This is a genomic window from Sphaerisporangium sp. B11E5, from assembly GCF_039871875.1.
Classification (GTDB): Bacteria; Actinomycetota; Actinomycetes; order Streptosporangiales; family Streptosporangiaceae; genus Sphaerisporangium.
Genome location: NZ_JBDPMD010000060.1, coordinates 22,323 through 44,838, shown reverse-complemented (window position 1 = coordinate 44,838; position 22,516 = coordinate 22,323). Strand labels below are relative to the sequence as shown.

At 69.4% G+C, this 22,516-nt stretch carries 21 protein-coding genes; 8 read left to right on the top strand and 13 right to left on the bottom strand.

All coding sequences use genetic code 11. The features are described from left to right. Positions 1 to 156 precede the first annotated feature (156 nt). The 5 genes from ABGB17_RS34350 to ABGB17_RS34330 all read right to left on the bottom strand — a co-directional run bounded on the left by ABGB17_RS34350 (position 157) and on the right by ABGB17_RS34330 (position 6,985). Positions 157 to 1,038, bottom strand: coding sequence for a carbohydrate ABC transporter permease (locus ABGB17_RS34350; protein ID WP_347637677.1), 882 nt, complete (start codon positions 1,036 to 1,038; stop codon positions 157 to 159). Beyond that, complete coding sequence (locus ABGB17_RS34345; protein ID WP_347637675.1) at positions 1,038 to 1,979, bottom strand: sugar ABC transporter permease; 942 nt, start codon at positions 1,977 to 1,979, stop codon at positions 1,038 to 1,040. Before ABGB17_RS34345 ends, ABGB17_RS34350 begins: the two co-directional genes overlap by 1 nt. 76 nt (positions 1,980 to 2,055) lie before the next feature. Continuing rightward, complete coding sequence (locus tag ABGB17_RS34340; RefSeq protein WP_347637673.1) at positions 2,056 to 3,444, bottom strand: extracellular solute-binding protein; 1,389 nt, start codon at positions 3,442 to 3,444, stop codon at positions 2,056 to 2,058. Between the two features lie 204 nt (positions 3,445 to 3,648). Beyond that, positions 3,649 to 5,781: an alpha/beta hydrolase-fold protein gene (locus tag ABGB17_RS34335; RefSeq protein WP_347637671.1), complete on the bottom strand. Its 2,133-nt coding sequence runs from the start codon at positions 5,779 to 5,781 to the stop codon at positions 3,649 to 3,651. A 181-nt stretch (positions 5,782 to 5,962) separates the two neighbouring features. Then, a complete protein-coding gene (locus tag ABGB17_RS34330; RefSeq protein WP_347637669.1) occupies positions 5,963 to 6,985 on the bottom strand; it encodes a LacI family DNA-binding transcriptional regulator in 1,023 nt (340 codons plus the stop codon). A gap of 659 nt (positions 6,986 to 7,644) precedes the next feature. On the opposite strand from ABGB17_RS34330, the gene ABGB17_RS34325 reads away from it, so the two are divergent. From ABGB17_RS34325 to ABGB17_RS34315, 3 genes are read left to right on the top strand one after another with little or no spacing between them, the layout of a single operon-like run. Beyond that, positions 7,645 to 9,924 (top strand): aminotransferase class III-fold pyridoxal phosphate-dependent enzyme, encoded by a 2,280-nt coding sequence (locus ABGB17_RS34325; protein ID WP_347637667.1) that lies wholly within the window; start codon positions 7,645 to 7,647, stop codon positions 9,922 to 9,924. Positions 9,925 to 9,973: 49 nt separating this feature from the next. Next, the gene (locus tag ABGB17_RS34320; protein WP_347637665.1) at positions 9,974 to 11,701 is read left to right on the top strand and encodes a glycosyltransferase; all 1,728 of its coding nucleotides are present in this window, start codon (positions 9,974 to 9,976) and stop codon (positions 11,699 to 11,701) included. A gap of 41 nt (positions 11,702 to 11,742) precedes the next feature. After that, entirely contained in the window at positions 11,743 to 11,934 is a 192-nt protein-coding gene (locus ABGB17_RS34315; RefSeq protein ID WP_347637663.1) for a hypothetical protein, read from the top strand. A gap of 36 nt (positions 11,935 to 11,970) precedes the next feature. Here ABGB17_RS34315 and ABGB17_RS34310 read toward each other — a convergent pair whose 3' ends face one another. Continuing rightward, positions 11,971 to 12,660, bottom strand: coding sequence for a histidine kinase (locus ABGB17_RS34310; protein ID WP_347637661.1), 690 nt, complete (start codon positions 12,658 to 12,660; stop codon positions 11,971 to 11,973). Between the two features lie 414 nt (positions 12,661 to 13,074). Between ABGB17_RS34310 and ABGB17_RS34305 the strand changes: the two genes are divergently transcribed. Both ABGB17_RS34305 and ABGB17_RS34300 read left to right on the top strand, forming a co-directional pair. Beyond that, the gene (locus ABGB17_RS34305) at positions 13,075 to 13,218 is read left to right on the top strand and encodes a hypothetical protein (RefSeq protein ID WP_347637659.1); all 144 of its coding nucleotides are present in this window, start codon (positions 13,075 to 13,077) and stop codon (positions 13,216 to 13,218) included. 78 nt (positions 13,219 to 13,296) lie between these two features. Continuing rightward, a complete protein-coding gene (locus ABGB17_RS34300) occupies positions 13,297 to 13,440 on the top strand; it encodes a hypothetical protein (RefSeq protein ID WP_347637657.1) in 144 nt (47 codons plus the stop codon). Positions 13,441 to 13,771: 331 nt separating this feature from the next. Here the strand turns inward: ABGB17_RS34300 and ABGB17_RS34295 are convergent, their stop codons facing one another. The 5 genes from ABGB17_RS34295 to ABGB17_RS34275 all read right to left on the bottom strand — a co-directional run bounded on the left by ABGB17_RS34295 (position 13,772) and on the right by ABGB17_RS34275 (position 18,331). After that, entirely contained in the window at positions 13,772 to 14,842 is a 1,071-nt protein-coding gene (locus ABGB17_RS34295) for a Gfo/Idh/MocA family oxidoreductase (protein ID WP_347637655.1), read from the bottom strand. Further along, positions 14,827 to 15,531 carry a ThuA domain-containing protein gene (locus tag ABGB17_RS34290; protein WP_347637653.1) on the bottom strand — a complete coding sequence of 235 codons (705 nt, stop codon included), beginning with the start codon at positions 15,529 to 15,531 and terminating at the stop codon, positions 14,827 to 14,829. Before ABGB17_RS34290 ends, ABGB17_RS34295 begins: the two co-directional genes overlap by 16 nt. A 75-nt stretch (positions 15,532 to 15,606) precedes the next feature. Continuing rightward, positions 15,607 to 17,457 (bottom strand): ABC transporter ATP-binding protein, encoded by a 1,851-nt coding sequence (locus ABGB17_RS34285; RefSeq protein ID WP_347637651.1) that lies wholly within the window; start codon positions 17,455 to 17,457, stop codon positions 15,607 to 15,609. A 152-nt stretch (positions 17,458 to 17,609) separates the two neighbouring features. Then, positions 17,610 to 17,825 (bottom strand): hypothetical protein, encoded by a 216-nt coding sequence (locus ABGB17_RS34280; RefSeq protein ID WP_347637649.1) that lies wholly within the window; start codon positions 17,823 to 17,825, stop codon positions 17,610 to 17,612. A 152-nt stretch (positions 17,826 to 17,977) separates the two neighbouring features. Beyond that, complete coding sequence (locus ABGB17_RS34275) at positions 17,978 to 18,331, bottom strand: hypothetical protein (protein WP_347637647.1); 354 nt, start codon at positions 18,329 to 18,331, stop codon at positions 17,978 to 17,980. 438 nt (positions 18,332 to 18,769) lie between these two features. Between ABGB17_RS34275 and ABGB17_RS34270 the strand changes: the two genes are divergently transcribed. The 3 genes from ABGB17_RS34270 to ABGB17_RS34260 all read left to right on the top strand — a co-directional run bounded on the left by ABGB17_RS34270 (position 18,770) and on the right by ABGB17_RS34260 (position 20,438). Then, entirely contained in the window at positions 18,770 to 19,432 is a 663-nt protein-coding gene (locus ABGB17_RS34270) for a hypothetical protein (RefSeq protein ID WP_347637645.1), read from the top strand. Positions 19,433 to 19,497: 65 nt separating this feature from the next. Next, on the top strand, positions 19,498 to 20,244 hold the full coding sequence (locus ABGB17_RS34265) for a hypothetical protein (protein ID WP_347637643.1): 747 nt from the start codon (positions 19,498 to 19,500) through the stop codon (positions 20,242 to 20,244). Positions 20,245 to 20,246: 2 nt separating this feature from the next. After that, entirely contained in the window at positions 20,247 to 20,438 is a 192-nt protein-coding gene (locus ABGB17_RS34260; protein ID WP_347637639.1) for a hypothetical protein, read from the top strand. Between the two features lie 412 nt (positions 20,439 to 20,850). On the opposite strand, the gene ABGB17_RS34255 is transcribed toward ABGB17_RS34260, so the two are convergent. Together ABGB17_RS34255 and ABGB17_RS34250 are read right to left on the bottom strand one after the other, a co-directional pair. After that, complete coding sequence (locus ABGB17_RS34255; protein WP_347637637.1) at positions 20,851 to 21,213, bottom strand: ATP-binding protein; 363 nt, start codon at positions 21,211 to 21,213, stop codon at positions 20,851 to 20,853. A gap of 326 nt (positions 21,214 to 21,539) precedes the next feature. Next, complete coding sequence (locus tag ABGB17_RS34250) at positions 21,540 to 22,319, bottom strand: SigB/SigF/SigG family RNA polymerase sigma factor (RefSeq protein WP_347637635.1); 780 nt, start codon at positions 22,317 to 22,319, stop codon at positions 21,540 to 21,542. Between the last annotated feature and the right edge of the window lie 197 nt (positions 22,320 to 22,516).

The following is a 22,516-nucleotide window of genomic DNA, read 5'->3' as shown; positions in this document are numbered from 1 at the left end:
GAACGACGCCGGCATCGGCGACGGCGGGGAACGACGCCGCCACCGGCGACAAGAAACCGGGCCGACACGCGCCGTCGCCGGCGTCCACGGCGGTGTCCACGCGTGCGCGTTGACGTTGCCGCGGTACGCCGGCGACGGTTTGAGGCTGTCCGTCGCCTACCTCAGACCTCCGACGGACAAGCCGCCGCGCCAGTGTCGCTGGAGGGTGAAGAAGGCGATGATGAGGGGGATCACGGACACGAGGGCGCCCAGGATGATGAGGCTCCACAGCGACGTGCTGCCCGCGTTGTTCGCCGAGGCGATCCCCTGCCAGACGCCGAGTCCGACGGTGACCGGGAAGAGGCGGTTGTCGGAGAGCATGGCCAGGGGCAGGAAGTAGTTGTTCCAGGAGGCCACGGCCGACAGCAGCAGCACGGTGACCACGGCGGGGCGCATCAGCGGGAAGGCGACCCGGAAGAAGGTGCGCAGTTCACCGGCGCCGTCGACCCGGGCGGCGTCGAGGATCTCCTCGGGGACGGCGTCGCGGGCGTAGATGTGCATCAGGTAGACGCCGAACGGGTTGAGGAGCGACGGCAGGATCACCGCCCAGATCGTGTTCGTGAGGCCGAGCCCGGAGAACATGATGAAGGTCGGGATCACCAGGGCGGTCGAGGGGACCATCAGCGCGCCCAGCATGACGGAGAAGCTGAAACGCCTGCCGGCGAAACGGTACTTGGCGAATCCGTAGCCCGCCAGGACGGACAGGATCGTGGCGCCGACGCCGCCCGCCAGGGCGTACAGCGTGGAGTTGAGGATCCACCTGCCGTAGATGCCGCCGTCGTAGGTGAACAGCTTGGTGAGGTTCCCGAGATAGTCGATCTGATCGGTGAACCACAAGGTGTTGCCGCCGCCGAACAGGCCGGGGGCGTCCTTGGAGCTGTTGACGATGACCCACCAGAACGGCACGAGGAAGTACACGACGAGGAAGCCGAGAAGCACCTGCAGGGGCAGGTGGCGTTGCGGCCTCTGGCGTCCGGCGGTGCGGGAGGGGGCGGTCATCAGAGGAAACTCCTCCGCTTGCGGGTGAAGAACAGGAAGGCGTAGACGCAGACGAATACGATCCCGCCGAGAGCGAAGGAGATCGCCGATCCGTAGTTGAAGTTCGCGAGTGCGAACGCCTGCTGGTACGCGTACATGTTGGGGGTGAATTCCGGTCCGATCGTGCCGGCCGCGAGGTAACGCAGGATCTGCGGTTCGTTGAAGAACTGCAGGGTGCCGATGAGCGAGAAGACCAGGATGAGGAGCAGCGCGGGGGCGATCAGCGGGATCTTGATCCGCAGCGCGACCTGCCACTTCCCGGCGCCGTCGATGCGGGCGGCCTCGTAGAGCGCCGGGTCGATGCCCTGCAGGGCCGCGTAAATAATGATCATGTAGTAGCCGGCCCACTGCCAGGTCACCACGTTGATCAGGGCGTAGAAGATGAGGTTGCTGCTGAAGAAGTCGGGTGCCTCGGTGCCGAACAACCCGAAGATGTCGGTGAGCGGGCCGAAGCTCTTGCTGTACAGGAAACCCCACATGACGGCCCCGATGACGGTCGGGATCGCGTAGGGCAGGAAGATCATGAGGCGGGAGAAGCGGGTGAACCTGGTCGTCACGGCGTCGAGGATGAGGGCCATCGCGAGCGCCACGACGATCTGCAGCGGGATGGCGACCAGCGAGAAGCGGATGACGAACCACGTCCCGGTGAGGAAGCTCGGGTCGGTGAACGCCTTCACGTAGTTGTCCAGGAAGACGAAACTGGTGCCGCCGATCAGCTTCTTCTGCCAGAGACTGATGTACAGCGCGTACCCGAGTGGCGCGATGAGAAGCGCCAGGAAGACGAGCCCGAACGGCCCGACGAAGAGCCACCCCATCAGGTGCTCACGGAGGCGCACCTTGCTGTGGGCCTTTTGTGTCTTCTCTTGAGTGCGCGGTGCGCTCTCCTCGATCAGGAGGGTCATTTCGGGCTCCGGGATGTGATGCTAGAGGATCTCGGGTGGGCCGGCCGGCCGAGGACGGCGTGGCCCACCCTGGTCGTCACTGAACGGTGAATCCTTGTTCCTTGGCGTACGCGGCCACGTCCTCCTGCAGCTTGTCGGCGGCCTGCGAACCGGTGACGGAGCCCTCGATCATGGCACTGACCTGCTTCGTCATGGCGTCGAAGTAGTACTGGCCGAAGGGGCTGTAGGTCATGCCCTTGTAGCCGTCCGCCGCGGGGACGTAGACCTCCTTGTTCGCCTGCTGGCCGTCGAAGAACTCCACCTTCGCGTCCACGAACTCGGGGGACTTCAGCGCCGTGAGGTTCAGCGGGAAGATGATCTGGTTCTTCCAGCCGTCGGTGAGCGTCTCCTTGTCGGCGTAGAAGCCGTACGCCACCTTGGCCGCGAGTTCGGGGTTCTTCGCCTGGCTCGTCACGGAGAAGGCGGACCCGCCCCAGTTCACGTGCACCGGGTTGGCGGGGTCCCACTGCGGGAGCGGCGCCACCGCGAACTTGCCGGTGTCCTTGCCCTTGCCGACGCCGGCGCCGGTGAGGTACCCGGGCGCCCAGGCCGCCGAGATGTACGTCGCGTACTTGCCGTTGATCACGCCGGCGATGTACTCCGGGGTGAACTGGTCCTGCGTGCCGACCAAGCCGTTCTTCGCGAGACGCCCCCAGTAGTCGAGCACGTCCTTGGACGCCTGGTCGTTCAGCTTGACGCCGATCGACTTCGGCTGCGTCGGGTCATAGGTGAACGGAACGGCCCCCTTCTGGATCTGCAGCGCCATCGTCAGGGCCGACACGTTCGCACCGAGATCGCCGAACAGCGGGCCGCCCGCGTCCTTCACCTTCTGCGCGGCCTGCTCGTACTCGGCCCAGGTCTTCGGCGGCGTGATCTTGTACTTGTCGAAGATGTCCTTCCGGTAGATCATCGCCAGCGGGCCGCCGTCGACCGGCACGCCGTAGACCGCGTCGCCGACCGAGACGTCCTTCCACGCGCCCTCGCTGAAGTTGGCCTTGACGTTGTCGTAGCCGTACTTCTTGATGTCGACGAGCGCGTTCTGGATCTGGAAGGTCGGGATACGGTCCATCTCGACCATGATCACATCGGGCGCGCCGGTGCCCGCCGAGATGGCCGTCTGGAACTTCTGGTACTCGTCACCACCCTGGCCGACATTGGTCCAGCAGATCTGCACCTCGCCGTTCAGCTTGTTGAAGTTGTCGACCGCGAGCTGCATGTTGGGGTACCAGCCCCACATCGTCACGACCGGCAGTTCCTTCTTGGTGATCGTGTTCGTGCAACTGCTCGCGTTGTTCCCGCCGGCGTTGCCCGCGCCCGCGCTCGCGCCGGCGCCGGTGCTCTTGCCCGCGTCGGGGGCACAGGCGGTGAGCGCGCCCACGGCGGCGAGCAGGGCCGCGGCGGCTATCAGGTTTCTTCTTCTTTTCATTGTTCTCCCCTTCGGGATCGCAGCGCACAAAGGTTCGTGCGCCACCGCTGAGACCGAGTGATCGACCGGGACGGGCGCGGGTGACACACCCCCGCGCCCGGTCCTCGGTGCCGATCCTCAGGTGAACGCCCGGCAGGCTGCCGTGCCCGGCGGGCACCACCGGGGCGCCGGGGCCCCGATGGTGCCGCCCTCGACGGGCCCTGCCTAGCGCTTGAACAAACGCGGCGCCAGGTCGATGAGGTTCTTCTGCCACACGTCCCAGCCGTGCGGCCCGGGGGTGACCCCGTCGAACTCGTACCGGATGCCGAGGTTGTCCATCGTGGCCAGGGAGGCCATGAACGACGGGTACACGAAGTCGGTCTGGTCGCCGACGTACACGCGCAGCATCTTGGTGCCGTTGTTGATGGCCGCCGCGTCGACGCCGGTGGCGCTGCCGAACCCGGCAGAGAACGCCGCCACGTAGGCGAACTGCCCCGGGTACGCCTTGAGGATGCCGAACGACTGCCCACCGCCCATCGAAAGGCCGGCGAGGGCCTGCCGCGACGGGTCGCTGGAGATGTTGTAACCGGCACGGGCCGCCGGGACGATGTTCTCCAGCAGTTCCTTGTTGAAGTTGGACGAGTTGCCGTTGCCCATCACGACCACCATCGGCACCAGGTCACCGTCGAGGAACTGGTGGTCGAGGATCTGCTTGGCGCGTCCCATCTCGGTCCAGTCGGTGTAGTTCTGGCCGCCACCGTGCTGGAGGTAGAGGACGGGGTACTTCTCCGCGCGGTTCGGGTCGTAGCCAGGCGGGGTCCACACCAGCGCGGTCCTGGCCTGGTTGGCCACGGTGCTCTGGTACGTCAGGCTCTCGACCTTCCCGCCTTGCCCGGCGGGGACGTCGGACAGCAGGCGCGCCGCCTCTCCGGGGATGAAGAACGTGCTCCACGCGGGCTCGGTGGTGATCTTCGTCGGGTTCGACGCGTCCTTGACCCCCACCCGGTCCACGATCCACCGGTAGTAGTAGAACCACGGGTCCAGCGGTCCCACGGTCACCCGCCACCGGTCGCCGTCACGGGTCATCGGGACGCGCAGCCAGCTCCCGCCGGGAGCCCAGTTGCCCCACACCGTGACGTGCTTGGCGTCCTTGTAGTCCGTCGTGGTCTCGAAGGTGACGAAGCCGTCCTTCACGAACGGCGTCGGCGTGGTGCCGGGCGCCGGCGGGTCGAACCGTCCCTTCAGCGCTCCGTGACCGTCGCTCGGACCGTGGTCCCGCACGTTGCGGAACAGGCGCGGCAGGAAGTCGATCAGGTTCTCCTGCCAGGCGTTCCAGTTCGCTCCGGCGTCCGGGTTGACGCCGTCGAACTCGTACTTGACATGGGCACGGGCCAGCGACTTCGTCAGCGCCACGGTCGCGTTGTACGCGGGGTCGGTCACGTTCCCGGTGTACAGACGCAGCAGCTTGAGCCCGTGCGCGTGCCCGCGGCCGGTGTTCTCCGTCAGAAGACCCGAGAACGAGCCGGCGTAGGCGAACTGCCCCGGGTCGGACAGCGCGGCGCGCAGCGCCTGCGTCCCGCCCTCGGACACACCGGCGATCGCCTGGTTCGCCCGGTCGTGATGGACACGGTAGGTGTCCGCGACCGCCTTCCGGAGGTCCTTGGACTCCTTGTCGTCCGTCCCGCCGTCGCTGACCACGACCACCGCCGGCCTCATGTCACCCTGGGCCGACAGGTTGTCGAGGATCTGCTTGGCCCGGCCGAGGTCGAACCAGTCGGTGGCGCTCATGCCGTCACCGGACCGCAGGTACAGCACCGGGTACCGCTTGCCGCCGGCCGCGTACCCCGGCGGCGTCCACACCACAGCCGAGCGCTCCTCGGCACCGGTCCGGTAGGCCAGGCTTCCGACCTTGCCGCCCTGTCCCTCAGTCGCGTCCGCGAGCAGGCGCGCCGAGTCACCCGGTACTAAGAAGGTGCTCCAGAGCGGCTTGGACGCCACGCCGGCGCTGTTCGTCGGGTCCTTGAAGCTCTTGGTGTCGTCGGCCGTGACCTGGTAGTAGTACAGCCCCGGCTTGAGCGCGCCGAGGACACCCGACCAGGCGTCGCCCCGGCGGGTCAGCCCGAACTCCGTCCAGGCGGAGGAGGGGCCGAAGTTCCCCTCGACGACGACCTGCGACACCTGGCCCACGTTGGCCTGGACCCAGGCCGCGGGCACACTGAACGTCGCGTAGCGGTCCGCGGACACGCTCAGCCACGGCGTGTCCGCCGCCGCGGGCCGCGGCGCGAGGAGCACCGCCGCGATCGCCATCACTCCGGCGAGGATCATCGCTGAGAACCGGCGCACGTCATCGCGGCGCATGCTCCCGTGATAGACTTTCATCGAATCACACTTTCTGTAACGGTCGGCAGCGGATGCGACCCGGCTGCCGACCTAGTTTTTCCTGTGTGTAGCCCTGACTTCTGTGTCTCACCTCCGTCACGGGGTGGGGCCTTTCACCTGCCCCTGTGGTGCTTCTGGACAGTGGGTCTGTGCGGGCGGGTCATGGTCTCGGAGTGCTCCTCGGTGGTGCGGTGGAGCCACGGACCACCAGGTTGGTCGGGAGCTGTATCCGACTGCGGCCCTCCCATTCGCCGGTCACCAGTGACTTGAGCATGCGCGCGGCCTCGTATCCGAGCCGGTACATCGACTGGTCCACCGTGGTCAGCCCCGGCTCGGCGAACGCCCCCTCCGGGATGTTGTCGAACCCGACCACCGACAGGTCGCCGGGTAAGTCGAGCCCCAACTCCCTGGCGACATCCAGCACCTTCAACGCCATCCCGTCGCTCGCCGCGAAGATCGCCGTCGGGCGGTCCGGCCTGTCCAGCAACGCGTGCGCCAGCGGGACGGCGGACTCGGGATTGAAGTCCCCTCTGCAGATCAACGATGGGTCGACCGGGACACCGGCCGCGGTCAGCGCCTTCCGGTACCCCTCCTCGCGCGACCACGCGGCCTCCAGGCTGGAACGGCCCGCGATGAATCCGATACGCCGATGACCGAGGCCCAGCAGGTGCTCGACCGCCGAGGTCGCACCCGAGAGGTTGTCCGCCGTCACCGACGGCACCGTCGAGCCCCGCACCGGGTCGATGACCACGACCGGCGTGCTGCTCCGCATCTCACCCCAGGGCGTGACCACGATGCACCCGTCGGTGAGCGTGCCCGACAGGCGGGTCAGGTGGCGCTGCTCCCAGCCCTCTGAGTACGTCTCGTAGAGGTCGCTGTTGGCGTAGATGATCAGATCGAAGCCCGACCGGCTCAACGACCGCATCACACCCTTGAGCACCTCAGCCGTGTAGGACTGGAAGGTGTGGGTCACCAGGCCCAGGACGTTGGTGCGGCTGCGCCGCAGGCTCGTCGCCACCAGACTCGACTCGTAGCCGAGCCGCTCGATGGCCGAACGCACATGCGCGATGGTGCTGGCGCTGACGCCGTAACGCCCGTTGACCACCCGCGAAACGGTCGCGGTGGAGACACCCGCCGCTCGCGCGACGTCGCTCATCGTCACCGGCGCACCCACCTCGGCCATGTGGCCCTTTCCATTGCAAACGTTATCGATTACGTTTCCGGCGCTTAACGTAACTGAGAATGTTTGCGCACACAAGACCCTTTTCGACCTTGCGGACATGCCCTAAATGCCATGTCGGCGTCGTGCGAACCGACCAGATATGGGGCTTCTACCAGCACAAACTCGAACGCGTGTGCCCAGGTGCACGAACAGTGAGCGGCGGCGGCCGGCGCCGGCGCGGATGTTAACGTGCCCAGCCCGGCGTGGCGCCACCACGGGCAGCTTCGCGCGGTGGACCGCCACGGGCAGCTTCGCGCGGTGGATCTCGTAGGCCGGCCGGCGGCCGACGGCCGTGCCGTAGGTCTGCCGGAGGGGAGCCACGCCACCCGCCCGGGGAGCTCCTGAGGATCTCGGGGGTGGCGGTGGCCGTCCCCGGCAACGTGCGCGCGAGGGGGCACGCCGGGGGCGGGAGGGGGCGGGCCAAGGGGTCGTAGGGCGTGATTTGCCACCTAGGCGGCGGTCGGCGGGCGTTTTAGCATGCGAAAAGCCTGAACATTTCCGGTGCAACTCCAACGCATTTGGAAGGCGGACGCATGACAATTCCGGCTCCTGCGCTTCTGACCGTCGCGGACGCCGAAGCGCTCTCCGTCGGAGAGGTCCACGATCTTTACCGCGCACATGTGAATTCGAGCCAGGTCACGTTGATGACGTCGTTCGGCTTCGGCCGGGAACTCGTCGACCACGCCGAGGGCGCTTATCTGTACATGCGCGACGGGCGCCGGGTCCTCGATTTCACCGGCGGCGTCGGCGTGCTGAACCACGGGCACAATCATCCGCGTATCCTGGCGGCCAGGAAGGCGTTTCAGGAAGCCAGGCGGATGGAGGTGCACAAGACCTACTTCTCGCCCTACCTGGCGGCGCTCGGCCACAACCTCGCGGCGGTGCTGCCCGGCGACCTCAACAAGTCCTTCCTGCCCAACTCGGGCGCCGAGGCGGTCGAGGGGGCCATCAAGCTGGCCTACAAGTACCACGGCGGCCGGCGCGGCACCATCATGCACGCGGACATCAGTTTCCACGGAAAACTGCTCGGCTCGGGGAGCGTCACCGGTGGCGCGCAGAACCATTTCGCCTTTCCCGGGATCCCCGGTGTGGTGAGCTTTCCCTACGACGACCTGGAGGCGGTGCGCGCCGCCGTGAAACGGGCGCGCAACGCCAAGGGAAAGTGCGACGTGTACGCCATTCTCATCGAGCCGTTCAGCGCCTCCACCATGCGCAGATGCGGTGAGGAGTTCCTCCGCGGGCTGCGTGAGCTCTGCACGGCGGAGGACATCGTGCTCATATTCGACGAGATATACAGCGGGTGGGGGAAGACGGGGACGCTTTTCCATTTCATGCGCTACCCCGGGCTGATCCCGGACGTGCTCACCACCAGCAAGTCCTTCGGCGGCGGCAAATCATCCATCTCCGCCTACGTCGCGCGGGACCCGATCTTCGCCAAGGCGTACGGGAACCTCACCGACGCCCTGTTGCAGAGCACGAGCACCACCTACTACGGCTTCGGCGAGGAGACCGCCACGGCCATCGAGGCGATCAACATCGCCGTCGAGGAGGACTTCCCCGGGCGGGCACGCCGCATCGAGCGCATGCTGGGACCGGGGTCGCGGCGGCTCCAGCACGACCATCCCGGCATCGTCGCCGACGTCACCGCCGCGGGGGCGTTGTGGGGGGTGTTCCTGCGCAACAACGTCAAGGTCCTGGACCTGGTGGGACGTCTGGCGCCGGCGGGGCCGGCCAAGGACCCGCTGTTCGCGACCAAGCTCGTCACCTGCGCGGTGATCGACGCCCTCTACCGCGATCACGACATCTACACCTACTACACCCTCAACGGCCGCAGCCCTCTGGTGGCAGGGCCGCCCCTGGTCGTCTCCGACGTCGACGTGAAGCACTTCCTCGACTGCCTCGACGCGACGTTCAGCGTGGGCGTGCCGAAGCTCCTGGCCCGGTTCGTGCGCGAGCGGATGTCGTCGCTGTGGCAGGCAACGCGGCCCGTGCGCCGCCCGCTGTCGGTGCTGCTGGTGGCCGTGCTCGCGCTGGGTGTGCCGATGTCGGGGCTGACCTTCGGCGTGCCGGAGGCGGGGGCGGCGGGCTCGGGCGACCGGGTGACGTTCTTCGCCTGGAACACCGACGTCTGGACCAAGGACAAGGACCCCGGCGAGTTCTACGCCTACCTGCGCAGCCGGCGGGCGGACGTCTACCTGCTGCCGGAGTACCTGCACCGGGACGACGTGCGGGGACCGGTCAGGGTGGACGACACCGCCCGCCTGCGGGCCGAGTTCCCCGGCTACCACGTCGTGGCCGAAGGCGAGCTGGTCACGCTGTCCCGGCTGCCGGTCGTGGCGACGTACCCGCGGGCCGTGCCCCCGGGCGGGACGGACTGGTACTGGCGGGGGAACAAGGCCCAGCGCGTCGACATCAAGGTGGGCGCGAAGACCCTGTCGGCCTACAACGTGCACCTGTTCGTGCCGTGGCGCCGGGAGAACAGCCCGCTGAGCGCGGAGTTCTACCGCTTCGCGGGCGAGCAGGACGCGCCGCGGCAGGGCGAGTTGTCGGCGTCGCGCGCCGACACGGCCCGCAACCCGAATCCGGCCGTGATCGCGGGCGACTTCAACTCCCCGTGGATGGGGCTGGACCGGATGGCCGGGCTCGGGCCGCGCTTCCGGCGCGCCGACCCCTCGTCCTCGCTGTACCCCTCGTCCTCGCTGTACCCCTCGTCCTCGCTGTACCCCTCGTCCTCGCTGTACCCCTCGTCCTGGCCGACGTCCGACTACCCGTTCCCCCGGGTGTGGCGCCTGGACTGGGTTTTCGCCGGTTCCGGAGCCCAGGTGGGCGACTACCGCTTCGAACCCGCCGGCACGCTCTCCGACCACCTCGGCCAGGTGTTCTCCGTGGCCGTGCGCTGAGCCGCGGACACGGCCCCGACACCGCGACCCGCGCCGTTAGGAGTGCATCATGAAGACGCCGAGCCGTTTCGACGTCGCTGTGGCCCTGGACTGCTACGCGCCCTATGTGAGCGGCCTGACCGAGTCCGCCCGGATCATCGCCGAAGGGCTGGCCGGGCGGGGCCGCGGTGTCGCGGTCGCCTGCACCCGGCACGACCGCCGCCTGCCGGACCACGAGGTGATCAACGGGGTGCACGTCTTCCGCGCGCCGGTCGTGGCGGCGGTGCGCAAGGGCGTGCTCAGCCCCGGCCTGCCGTTGCTCGCCGCCCGGCTGGCCGCCCGCTCGTCGCTGCTGCACCTGCACGTGCCGATGCCGGAGGCGGCGGTGGTCCGCTGGGGTGCCCGGCGGGTCCCGACGGTGACGACCTATCACATCGACGCCTTCCTGCCGCCCGGCGTGCTCAACGCCTTCGGGATGCGCTTCGCCGACGCGTCGGCGAGGGTGGCGCTGCGCCGTTCCGACCTGGTCGTGGTGAACAGCGACGACCAGGCGCGCGGGTCACGGCTGTGGCCGGTGCTGCGCACCCGGCCGGTCGAGGCGATCCCCGCGCCGTGCGAGGAACGCGGCGGAGGAAACCCCACCCTGCGTGAGACGCCGGGCCTGCACGTGGGGTTCCTCGGCAGGATCGCCGACGAGAAGGGCATCGAGTATCTGATCAGGGCGTTCAGGGCGCTCGACGACCCGGACGCCCGGCTGCTGATCGGCGGCGACTACACGAACGTCGCCGGCGGCGGCAACGTCGGCCTGCTGCGGCACGAGGCGGGCGACGACGGCCGCATCCGCTTCCTCGGGTTGCTGCGCGGGCAGGCGATCCGGGACTTCCACGCGTCGATCGACGTCTTCGCGCCGCCCTCGATCGCCGAGTCGTTCGGCATCGTCCAGGCGGAGGCGATGATGGCGGGGGTGCCGAGCGTCACCACCGACCTGCCCGGGGGACGTCACCCCGTCATGGCGACGGGATTCGGCCGTGTCGTCCCGCCCCGCGACCCGGCGGCGTTGCTGGACGCGATCCTGGACCTCGCCCGGCTGCCCGCGCGCGAGCGGGAGCAGGGCCGCGATCGCCGAGTTGCTCATGGCGCGGGCCACCAGGCCGAGGATCTCCCGCTCCCTGGCGGTCAGCGGGACGGGCGCCGCCTCCTCGCTGCGCGCGACGAGCAGCCCGAGGGTGCGCCTGGAGACCGACAGAGGCACGGTGGCGGGGTCGCTGCGGACCGCCCGCATCGCCGCGACCAGGCCGTCGGAGCGGACCGCCTTGGTGAGGTAGGCGGCGGCGCCGCAGTCGATGAGCTCACGCATGACCACCGCGTCGTCGTGCATGGTGAGCACGACGGCGGAGGTCTCCGGGCACGCGTCACGCAGATGCCGTATCACGGCCGCGGCGCCGGGGCCCGGCATCTCGACGTCGAGCAGCAGCACGTCCGGCCGGGTCTCCAGGGTCACCGCGATCGCGCGCTCCCCCGTCGCCGCCTCGCCCACCACCTCCACACCGGCGTGGCAGGAGAGGACCTCCGTCATCCCTTCGACGAACAACGCGTGGTCGTCGGCGAGCACCACCCTGATGGGGGTCACGAGACGGTCCCGCGGCATCGCGGTTCCTCCTCCTGCGGCTCCTGTGTCTCCGGCGGCCCCGGCCGCTCCAGCGGCACCCGCTCCTCCGGCCGCTCCAGCGCCCCCCGCTCCTCCGGTCGCTCCAGCGGCACCACCAGGGTGACCAGGGTGCCGCCGCCGGCGACCTGAGCACGGTCAGCGTGCCGCGCAGCGACTCCGCCCGTTCACGCATGGCCGTGAGGCCGCCGGCCCGCGCCGTGCCCGCCGGGTCGAAGCCCGCCCCGTCGTCGGAGACCGTCGCGCGCACCTCCGTCGCCGTGACCTCCACGCGTGACGTCACCCCGCCGGGGTCGGCGTGGCGCAGCGCGTTCCTGATCGCCTCGCGCAGGATCAGGTACAGCTCCTCGTTGAGGCGGGGGTGAGCCTGGTGGTGTCGCCGGAGAACGCGACCTGCGTGCTCACTGTGGGGGCGCAGATGTCGAGGTAGGCACGCAAGGCGTACTCCAGGTCCTCGCCCGCGTGGGCCGCCGCAGCTCCGTGGCGAGCTGCTGGGTCGTCACGAGTGCCTCGCCGAGCATGTCGACGGCCCCGGCCGGCTTCGCGGCCGCCTGGTCCGGGTCGTTCGCCGCGTAACGCTCGTACAGGTCCAGTTGCCGGAGCGCGAGGTGGACCCCGTGGCCCACCCGGTCGTGGAGTTCCCTGGCGACGCGTCTGCGCTCCTCCCGCGCCGACGCGCGGAGCCGCTCGAACCGCGCGCTCTCGGAGGCGAGCGCGGCGAGCGTGAGCCGCTCGACCAGCACATGGTGGAGCGTGGCGCTCAACTCGGCGAGGGTCCACCGCGCCGTCACCGCCTCACGTGACGCCAGAGCGCCGAGCGCGACCTCGTACAGCGCCGCCGTCATCCAGAGGTTCCCGCCGGGGAAGGACCTGCGGGACTCCGCGCCGGGGCGTCCGTCCTGCTCCTCGTCCGGATGCGAACGCACACGCTCCAGCACGCCGTCGACCACCTCTGTCATCCAGCGTGTGAGCGCCGGAGGGGCGGGGGCGGAGGTCTCCCCCTGCCACCCCCGCAGCAGACAGGCCGAAACAATGTCGTCCACCAGTTCCCTGGTTTGGCCGTAGCCCGCCCACTCCGCCTTCTTCGGCACGAGGTACCTCCCCGATCGTCGCATTTCGCGGTTCGCTCTATTCCACAGCATGCGCGTTCAGGCACCCGGACGGCATTTCGGCCTCCACCGATGCATTTCCTGCCGCATATAAGGGCGCCACCGAGGCGAGGAAAGGCCCGCGCCCGGCATGACGGCATACCACGACCGGCGGCCGCCCGCCGACAGCCTCGGCAGATGTCCTTCGCCGAGCCGGCGAGCAGCCTGTGAAAGTTTCACCTGAGCGGCACGCGGAGAACACACGGCGTCATTCCACTCTCGGACTCGAATCCGCTGTCCCCCACGGTGTCAATACAGATGTCAGACGCAGCCGGGATACTCAGGGATCCGATACCGCGGGCCGGACGGCGCAGCAAGATCAGCGAATACCGCGGTAACTCGCGAGGGAGCCTCGCATTGGAACCCGGCCCGCACATCGCCGGCTCCACCTGCCCCGGAGGCGCCGCCGCGCTCGGACCCAGCCTGGCGCGGACCGCACGGGACGCCAAGGCCGCCGGCATCGGCCACATCACGGTCATGGACCGCTTCTGGCAACTCTGAGGCGGTCTCGGCCCCTGCGAGAACGAGACGCCGGAGGCGTACACCACGCTCGGTCTCCTCGCCGCGTACACCGAGACGGTGCTTCAGCACACCCTGGCCCGCCGCCTCCTGGACCTGCGCACCCCCGGCTTCACCGTCACCTACGTCGACAGCCAGGACATCCCCGACCCCGGCATGGTCGTCGGCCTGCTCGCCTCGGGGGTCGTCCCCGGGATCCGCTGAGCGTCCACATTCTCGTATTCTTTTTTCGCCGGCCCACCGGTGAGGGCGCGGGTCCTGAGACAGACGGGCAGATCCATTCGCCGAATTTCGACAAAAGCTCGGCGGCGCGGTACTCGTCGAGGAGCTTGCCTGAGATGACACGCGGCGTGCCGACACCGAAAAGGCGGTAACGCTCGTGATAATCGGTGACCTGGTGGAACGGTATTCCAGGAGCGACTTCCTCGCCCAGGGGCATCAGGAAGCAGGTGGCCTTCTTCACGAAGAGAACCGACCCCGGGCTCACGTCCGGCGGGGCCGTCCCCGGCGGGCGGGGACGGCTTTTCCGTCGTTGTCACACAGGTTCGGGGCGTTCACATGTGCTTGTGATGGGTATCGCGGTGCCGGAGTGGGCCGAGGACAGCAGGGACTCCATGATGTCGAGTACGTGGTAGCCGAGTCTGCCGCCGGCGCGGGGCTCTCCGCCTGGGGGGGTCGTGGCGAAGTCCATCAGGCCTACTCCGCGGCCGGCTCCGATGTGGCCGGCTGTGGCGGGGATGGGCTGCCAGCCGTCCTGGCCGGGTCTGGCGAGCAGGACGGGGCCGTCGAAGTGGTTGGGGTCGGGGACGGTGAGGGAGCCTCGTTCGCCGTGGACCTCGATGTTGGGGGCGGTGGTGGCCTCGCCGTCGAAGCTCATCACCAGGGTGGACAGTGCTCCTGACGCGTGGGACAGCACGCCGGTGACGTGGGTGTCGACGGTCACCGGGACCTCCTCGCCGGCGCGGGGGCCCGAGCCGATGGTCCGCTTGGGGCGGGTGCGGCTGGCGGCGCCGATGACCGTCGTCACCGGGCCGAGCAGGGTGACCAGGCACGTGATGTAGTACGGGCCCATGTCCATCAGGGGGCCGCCGCCGGGGGCGTAGTAGAAGTCAGGGTTCGGGTGCCACCGTTCGTGGCCGGCGGTGATCATGGTGGCGGTGGCGGACACCGGCCGGCCGATCAGGCCGTCGTCGATGGCCTTGCGGGCCGTCTGGGTGCCGGTGCCGAGCACCGTGTCGGGGGCGCAGCCCACGCGCACGCCCGCGGCGGCGGCCGCGCTCAGCACCCGCGCGGCGTCGGCGGCGGTCACCGCCAGGGGCTTCTCGCTGTAGACGTCCTTGCCGGCCGCGATGGCCAGCAGCGCGATCTCGGCGTGCGCGGCCGGGATGGTCAGGTTCAGCACGACGTCGACGCGCGGGTCGGCCATCAGTTCCGGCACGCTCAGGACCTCGACGCCCGCGTACGGCCGCGCCGCCTCCCTGGCCCGCTCGGGGTCCAGGTCGGCCACGGCGACGAGGCGCAGTTCCGGCAGGCGTTCGATGGTCTGCGCGTACTGGGTGAAGATGACACCGCAGCCGACGACGCCGACGTTCACCGGCTGGCCCACAACATTCCCCTCTCGATGACGGTGCGCACGTTGCCGTCCTGAAGGACGTCGAGGCTGTGCCCGGGTGTGGCGACGAAGATCTTCCCGTTGCCCCATTCCCTGGTCCAGATCGCCGGCGAGGTGACCTCCCGGTGCCAGGGGTCCCACGGGCGGATCTTCTGCGTCGTGGTGGCCAGCACGTCGATGTAGTCGTCGGCCAGCACCCAGTACTGCTCGGTGACCAGGTCGAAGTCCGCGATGCCCTCGGTGATGGGGTGGGTGCTCGCCGGGGGCAGCATGTTCACGGTGTAGGGGACGAAGTTGTCGGCCTGCGATCCGTCCCGCTCCACCGGGTCCTTGCCGGGGTGGCAGGCGAACTGGCCGCCGATGAGGTGCAGGTAGTCGGAGGAGTTGCGGAAGGAGTCGGCGATGCCGCCGTGCCAGCCGGCCAGTCCCGTGCCGGCCCGGATCGCGCTCTCCAGCCCTCGCAGTTCCCCCGGCTCGATCGTGCCCATGGTGTAGCACTGCACGATGAGGTCGACACCGGACATGAACGCGGGGTCCGCGTACGGCGCGGGCGAGTCCGCCCGGTGCACCTCGAATCCGTGCTTCTCAAGGAAGGGGATGAAGAGCTCTGTGGCCTCCACCGGGACGTGCCCCTCCCAGCCTCCGCGGACCACCAGTGCTTTGCGGGCGTGATCGCCTGTCATGTTCCACCTATCGTTATGTCGACAAACGCCTCCAATCTTCACATTTCGCACCCGTTAGTCACCAGGGGGTGCGGGCTAGCTGCGGACGGCGTCCGAGGCGTCCTCTTCGAGCAGGAAGCCCCCCGACTGGTGGTGCCACAGGCGGGCGTACGGTCCCTGGGCCTCGAGGAGCTCGCGGTGGTCGCCCTGTTCCACGATGCGGCCCTGGTCGAGGACGACCAGGCGGTCCATGCGGACGACGGTGCTCAGCCGGTGCGCGACCACGAGGGCGGTGCGGTCGCGCATCAGGCGCCACAGGGCTTCCTGGACGAGGATCTCGCTCTCGGAGTCCAGCGCGCTCGTGGCCTCGTCCAGCAGCAGGATCGGCGCGTCCCGCAGGATGGCCCGGGCGAGGGCGACGCGCTGCCGCTGGCCGCCGGACAACTTGACGCCGCGCTCCCCCACCAGTGTGTCGAAGCCGTCCGGCAGGGCCTCGGCGAACTCGGTGACGTGCGCCGCCCGCGCGGCCTGCTGGATCTCGGCGTCGGTGGCGCCCGGCCGGGCGAACGCGATGTTGTCGCGCAGCGACCGGTGGAACATGGCGGGCTCCTGGGGGACGTACGCGATCAGGCTGCGCAGGTCCGCCTGGCGGAGCCGGCTGATGTCCTGGCCGCCGATCAGGATGCGGCCGCCTTCGATGTCCATGAGACGCAGCAGCAACCGGGTCAGGGTGGTCTTGCCGCCGCCGGACCGGCCGACCAGGCCGATCTTGGTGCCGGCGGGGATGTGCAGGTCCAGGCCGTCGAACAGGCGCGGATTGCCGGCGTGCGCGAACGTCACCCGCTCGAACCGGACGCCGGCGTCCGCCGGGCGCAGCGGCTGCGGTTCGTCCGGGTCGACGACGGCCGGCGGCGTGAGGAGCAGCTCGGTGAACTGGGCGGCCTCGGTGAGCACGCTCTCCAGGCGGCGGTAGACCTGGTTGAACTCGAACATGATGCTGATCGCGTGCGCGTAGTAGGTGAACGTCACCACGATGGCCTCCACGCCGAGGCCGCCGCGCAGGACGACGGCGAGGAGCAGGCCGAGGGTGCTGGTGAGGACCGCCAGCGGCGCGACGACGGTGTCCACCCGCAGGTTGCCGTAGTCCCAGGAACGCAGCGACAGCTTGCGCTGCTCGGCGAGCCTGGCCCGGTTCTCCACCGCCTCGCGGTCCTCGGCGGCGAACGCGCGGACCGTGTCCATGTTGGACAGCACGTCGGCGACGTGCCCGGACACCCGCACCTTGGCGGCCTCCCGCTGGTCCACCAGCTTCTGGCGGCGGCGGATGAGCGGGGCGACCAGGAAGGCCGTGATGACGATGAGGCCCATGAGCACGAGGACCAAAAGCGGGTGGTACCGCCACAGCACCACCGAGGCGAACGCCAGCGGCACCACCTTGGACACGATCGAGAACGTCATGGTGTCCATGAAGTTCTCGAACCCGCTGGAGAAGCTCAGCACTCGTTTGGTCAGCGAGCCGGCGAAGTTGTCGTGGAAGAACGCGGCGTCCTTGGCCAGCAACTTGTCCATGCCCGTCACCCCGAGCCGCTCGATGCCCCGGGCGTCGGTGCGGTTCAGGAAGTGGATGCCCACCCGCCACAACACCTCGCCCGTGAGCATCAGCGCCCCGAAGCCGAGCACGTACGGAACGAGCTCGGCGACGGCGCCGCCCCCGCCCGCGGCCAGCCGGCCCACGATGCCGCCCACCATCAGCGGCGCCAGGTAGTAAAGGCAGATGTTTCCGAGCGCCGGCCCGATCAGCGCGGGCACGGCGACCCGCCACAGGTCGAGCAACGTCCTGCTGTAATACCGCAGCGCCAGCAGAACGGCCGACCTGCGGACGGACGATTTTTCCTCGGGAGAATCGACAAATCCGAGCACGACCACCCGCCCCTTCTGAATACCCACGACTATGGCCATGTTGGCGCAGCGTGGGCACGGGGAGCGAATGATTTTCGGTGGCGTGGTGCGCGTGCAGCCTTTTTTACATCACACAAAACTGGTCAGAGCGTGATAATCCCGCTCTGACCAGTTCAGGTTCGGCCAGGGCCGCCCGCCGGTCAGGAGGCCGGGACGGCCGGCCGCTCGGCGGCCTCTCCGTCCGGCCTCTTGGCCGGCTTGACGTCCGGGTCGTCGCCCGGCTTCCGCTCGACCTGGCCGGCCGGCGGCGGGGTGACCGTCACCCGGGTGCCGAAGTCGCCGAGGTCCATGACGTCACTCTGGCCGTTGTCCTGGAAGGTGACCTCCATGCGCCGGACCCGTCCCTGATCGTCCACGTCCACGCTGCCCGAGGCCTGCGTGGGCTTGGCCGACGCGGCGGAGCCGGGCCACCGCTCGTCCTTCAGGGAGAACGTGAACCGCAGGCCGGTCCAGGCAGGGCCGGAGGCAGGTCCGGTCTCACGGACGCCGGTGGCGGACCGGAGCCGGCTCAGGGCTGTCTGACGATCCTGGGGGCGAGCTTGACCAGGGCGGTGGCGGCCGGCGTGTCGTTCTTCATCCCGTTGCGCGGGTGGACCTCCCACCCCGTGGCCGGCGACTTCCGCATGTACATCAGGTCGCCGATGAAGCGCGTCTCCGACGCGCCGCCCTCCTCGGTGATGACGCCCACGCGCCGGGCGGGATCGAAGGCGCCCTCGAAGGTTCGCGCGCCGGCGGTGACGCGGACGCGGAAGCTGTCCCTGCCGGTGTGCTCGGCCGCGGCCGCCACCTGGGCCTGCGCCGAAGGCCGGCCGCCGGGCAGGACGACCAGCACGGTCGTCCCCACCGCGGCGGCGACGCCCACCGCGGTTGACAGCCGCCCCCGGCGAGACCAGCCGCCGCATCGCCCGCGGCCCGCGCGGTATCTCCCTGCGCCACCGGGCACGCCACCACGAGCGGTGGGTGTTGACCCAGCACGCGGCGCAGGGAGGCGTCGGGGTTCCCGCCACCGGTGTCCAGCCGATGCCACACCCGGTGTGACTTCCCGAGGGCACGAGTGCACCAGGTCCTCCGCGGCGTGCCGGTCGCCGGTGAGCAGAACCGCCGTTCTCAGGTGGTGGCCGCCCCGGCGCCGCACGAATTCCTCGAGATCGGCGTCCACCCGATCTCCTCTCGTCGCTGAAAGCCACCCCTGACACTCCCTGGGCACCACCCCAGGTTGACCTGAAGCGACTTCGTTTTGGGGGTGGGTTCTCGGGCAGTCGGTGGGTGGTTAGGCAGACGACTTGACCCGGAGGCAGACATGACCATCACTTGGGTGGCCGTTGTTGTTGCCGCGGTGGTGGCGATCGTGGCGGTCGGATACTTCGCGACGCGGCAGCAGCGCAGGCGGAGGCTACAGGAACGGTTCGGGCCGGAGTACGAGCGGGCGGTCCAGGAGCGGGAGAGCCGGCGGGAAGCGGAACAGGACCTGCGGGAACGGGAGCAGCGGCACGCGCGGCTGGACATCAAGGACCTCGCGCCGGAGACCCGCTCGATGTACGCGAAGAAGTGGACCGAGGTGCAGGAGCGGTTCGTGGACGCGCCGGGGTTCGCGGTGACGGAAGCCGACCACCTGGTCACGTCCGTCATGTCGGACCGCGGGTACCCGACCGAGGGGTTCGAGCAGCAGGTGGCCGACCTGTCGGTCGCCCACGGGGCGACGCTGGACCACTACCGCGCGGCCCACGAGATCAGCAGCCGGGCGGCACGTCAGGAGGCGTCGACCGAGGAACTCCGGCAGGCGATGGTGCACTACCGGGCACTGTTCGAGGAACTGCTCGGCGCGGAGCCGGCGGCCCGTGTGGACGGCACCGGGGAACGCCGCGCCGCCGGCCGGCCCGATGTGGCGGCCGAGCGCGCGCGGGAGCACACCGCGGTGACGCCCGAGGGGCGGGGGGCCGAGCGTGACGGGCAGAGGGGGTGACGGCGGTGGAGCCTTATCGCCGTGATCCGGCGGGTGATGGTGAGGACAGGGAGAGGAACTCCGGGGTGAGGGACAAAGACGAGGCGACCGGTTTCACCGGCGCCAGTGACTTCGATCGACTGGGAAAGAACGACGATGACGCGGCGAACCCGGTGACGGCCGAAGAGGGCGACCGGGTGCGTGAGGAGAGCGACCGGGTGAACGACGACGCGACCCCGGCGGACGACGGCGCGACCCCGTTGAACGACCGCGCGGCCCCGGCGGACCACGGCATCGCGCCGGACGACAAGCCCGGCCCCGTCCACCGGCCGCAGCACGAAGGCGATCTGCTGGTCGCCGGCTCCTCCCCGGCCCCCGACCCCGAGCACGGCCCCGAGGAGGCCGACACGACGGAACGGGACCGGACGGCCGATCTGGTCGACTATCCGGAGGTGTCCGACCAGCCGGACCCCGCCGACCTCACCGCCCCCGCGGCGGAGATCCCCGAGCCCGTGCCGGACGTCGTGCCGCCGACTCCCCCCGCGGAGCCCGGAGTGGACTTCCGGCAGCGGTGGCGGGAGGTGCAGGCGAGCTTCGTGGACGACCCGCGTGACGCCGTCCGCCAGGCCGACGAACTGGTGGACGAGGTCTTCAGCCACGTGGTGAAGCGCAAGCAGGACCTCACCGACCGCTGGAAGGACAGCGACCAGGGCGACACAGAACGCCTGCGCGTCACGCTTCGGGAGTACCGCTCCCTGCTGGACGAACTTGTCGACATAGCCAACGATCCCGCCGGATCGGAATCCCGTCCGGCCCGACACATAGCGAGGTAGACATGCTGGCCATCGCCGCAGCGATCGTTTTCGGAATCGCCTTCCTTTTCGCCCTGATCGGAACCAGCATCGGCATCTCCACCACCGCCCTGCTGGCCCTGGGCCTGTGCCTCCTGGCCCTCCATCAAGGCGGCATCGGCACCGCCTCAGCCGGAGCCTGGCAGGGCTACCGCCGCAGCCGCGCCCGCCGCTGACCCCCGAGTCCCGCCGCGCGGGCCCTTCCGGGCCTCGGGCCCGCCCGGCGAGAGAGGGCGCCGTCGTCCCCCGGCGACGGCGCCCTCTCACATGTCCGGCCCTCTCCGCCCGGGAGGTGGTGGTGTCGATTGATTGACGGAGAAGCGCCGCCGCGCACGGACCATGCCGAAGGGCCCTGGCATTTCCTCCCACCCCAGCCCGGCACGGGTCCCTCGGCAGGTGTAGAGACTCACCCACACATAGGAAAGGCCCCGTGCGGACACCGCGCGGAGCGCCTTCGGGGTGGTGTGGGGGTGCCGCCGTCAAGGGCGGCGAGGTGGTCTTCGCGCGGAGCGCGGTCTTCGGGGAGGTTGCCCCGGGGGGCGGCGCATTTGTCGCCTGTGGTGGCCCATCGGGGGGTTCCTGGTGGGGCTACAGGGAGAAGCGCATGATCAAGTTGGTGCCTGTGGTGCCGGTGTCGAGGGTCAGGTGTTTGGCCAGGCGGCGGGCCACCCACAGGCCCATGCCGCTGGTGGAGTAGTCGTGGGGGGCGGTCATGCCAGGGGTTTCCGTGAGGATCCAGTGGCCGTCGTCGTGGACGTGGACGACGAGGTCGCCGGCGTCGCACCAGACGCGGAGCCAGGCTTTGGCGGTGCCGTGGGTCACGGCGTTGGTGGCCACCTCGTTGATGGCCACCAGGTAGTCGCCTATGGCGGTCTCGGACATGCCGGCGCGGCGGGCCTGGTGGGCGGCGAAGTCGCGGACGTCAGGGAGGTCGCCCACGCGGAACGTCATCTCCGAGACCGCCGTGCCGAAGGCAAACGGCCGGTCTGACTCCCCGTTCGCGCGGAAACGGGGAGGCGGGACTTGGTCCTCGTTCACCCGATAACCGCCTCCAAGAGCGATCAACCACGGCAGGGCGCGAACCCCGATACCACCGCCCACGTACATCGACGAAGATACCTCCCCATACCAGGACGTCAGTGAAGGTACCCTGCGCGTTACCCCTGCTCGCCGTTCTGTGCCCTGGATCCGGATGGATAATCGGGCTTCGTCGCCGTTCAGTGCCCCGGATCCGGGCCCCTAATCAAACGGCGCCCGGATCCGGGGAAACGATCTGGTTACGCGGCCACGAGCTGAGCGCGGAGCTGGTCCAGTACCTTGCGCAGGATCCGGGAGACGTGCATCTGCGAGATGCCGAACTCGGCGGCGATCTCGGCCTGGGTCAGGTTGCCGTAGAAACGCAGGAGCAGGATGTTGCGCTCCCGCTCGGGCAGCCCGTCGATGAGCGGCTTGACGGCCTCACGGTCCACGAGGGTGCTGAGGTCGTCGTCCTCGTCGGGGATCACGTCGCCGAGCGCCGCGGCGTCGTCGTCGGCCCCCATGGGGGCGTCCAGCGACAGGGTGCTGTACGCGGCGGACGCGTCCATGGTGAGGAGCATGTCCTCTTCGGAGATCCCCATGCGCTTGGCCAGTTCGGCCACCGTGGGGAACCGGCCGAGCTCCTGCGTGAAGTCGGCGACGAGCCGGTTGAGCTCGGATCGCCGTTCCTGGTACAGCCGCGGTACGCGGACCGCCCAGGTGCGGTCGCGGAAGTGCCGCTTCACTTCGCCTGTCATGGTGACCATGGCATAGCCTCTGAAGCTGTGCCCCAGTTCGGCGTCGAACCCGTTGATCGCCTTCATGAGCCCCACGTAGGCCGCCTGAAGCAGGTCCTCCATGGGCTCGCCCCGGTGCAGGTATCGCCGTGCGATCTCCCGCGCCATGGGCAGGTGCATCTCGACGATCTTCTCGCGCAGCCGGGCCTTGTGGTCCTCCGTGATGCCCGGCTCGGCGAGCTCGCGCAGGAGGTCCTCGGCGGTGACGTCAATCTGGGGGAAGGTGCGGTCCTCGGCAGCCATTGCTGCTCTCCTCTTATGCCCTGCGGCGAGGCGGGACCGGCCCAGGGCATGCAGAGCCGGCATCGCCTCGCGTACTACTGTCGAGACGAGGCCCTCTGCTGGACCTCGCATCCAGTATTGCCCGAAAATCAAGAGTATTGCTACCCCCCGGGCAACAGTAATGTTGCGAGTGACCCCCGACGGGGGAGGCGCCATGC

Excerpts from the sequence above, each read along its gene's own strand:
- ABGB17_RS34350 (WP_347637677.1), bottom strand. The coding sequence starts at position 1,038 with ATGACCGCCCCCTCCCGCACCGCCGGACGCCAGAGGCCGCAACGCCAC.
- ABGB17_RS34345 (WP_347637675.1), bottom strand. The coding sequence starts at position 1,979 with ATGACCCTCCTGATCGAGGAGAGCGCACCGCGCACTCAAGAGAAGACA.
- ABGB17_RS34340 (WP_347637673.1), bottom strand. The coding sequence starts at position 3,444 with ATGAAAAGAAGAAGAAACCTGATAGCCGCCGCGGCCCTGCTCGCCGCC.
- ABGB17_RS34335 (WP_347637671.1), bottom strand. The coding sequence starts at position 5,781 with ATGCGCCGCGATGACGTGCGCCGGTTCTCAGCGATGATCCTCGCCGGA.
- ABGB17_RS34330 (WP_347637669.1), bottom strand. The coding sequence starts at position 6,985 with ATGGCCGAGGTGGGTGCGCCGGTGACGATGAGCGACGTCGCGCGAGCG.
- ABGB17_RS34320 (WP_347637665.1), top strand. The coding sequence starts at position 9,974 with ATGAAGACGCCGAGCCGTTTCGACGTCGCTGTGGCCCTGGACTGCTAC.
- ABGB17_RS34315 (WP_347637663.1), top strand. The coding sequence starts at position 11,743 with ATGGCCGTGAGGCCGCCGGCCCGCGCCGTGCCCGCCGGGTCGAAGCCC.
- ABGB17_RS34290 (WP_347637653.1), bottom strand. The coding sequence starts at position 15,531 with ATGACAGGCGATCACGCCCGCAAAGCACTGGTGGTCCGCGGAGGCTGG.
- ABGB17_RS34270 (WP_347637645.1), top strand. The coding sequence starts at position 18,770 with ATGACCATCACTTGGGTGGCCGTTGTTGTTGCCGCGGTGGTGGCGATC.
- ABGB17_RS34260 (WP_347637639.1), top strand. The coding sequence starts at position 20,247 with ATGCTGGCCATCGCCGCAGCGATCGTTTTCGGAATCGCCTTCCTTTTC.
- ABGB17_RS34255 (WP_347637637.1), bottom strand. The coding sequence starts at position 21,213 with ATGACGTTCCGCGTGGGCGACCTCCCTGACGTCCGCGACTTCGCCGCC.
- ABGB17_RS34250 (WP_347637635.1), bottom strand. The coding sequence starts at position 22,319 with ATGGCTGCCGAGGACCGCACCTTCCCCCAGATTGACGTCACCGCCGAG.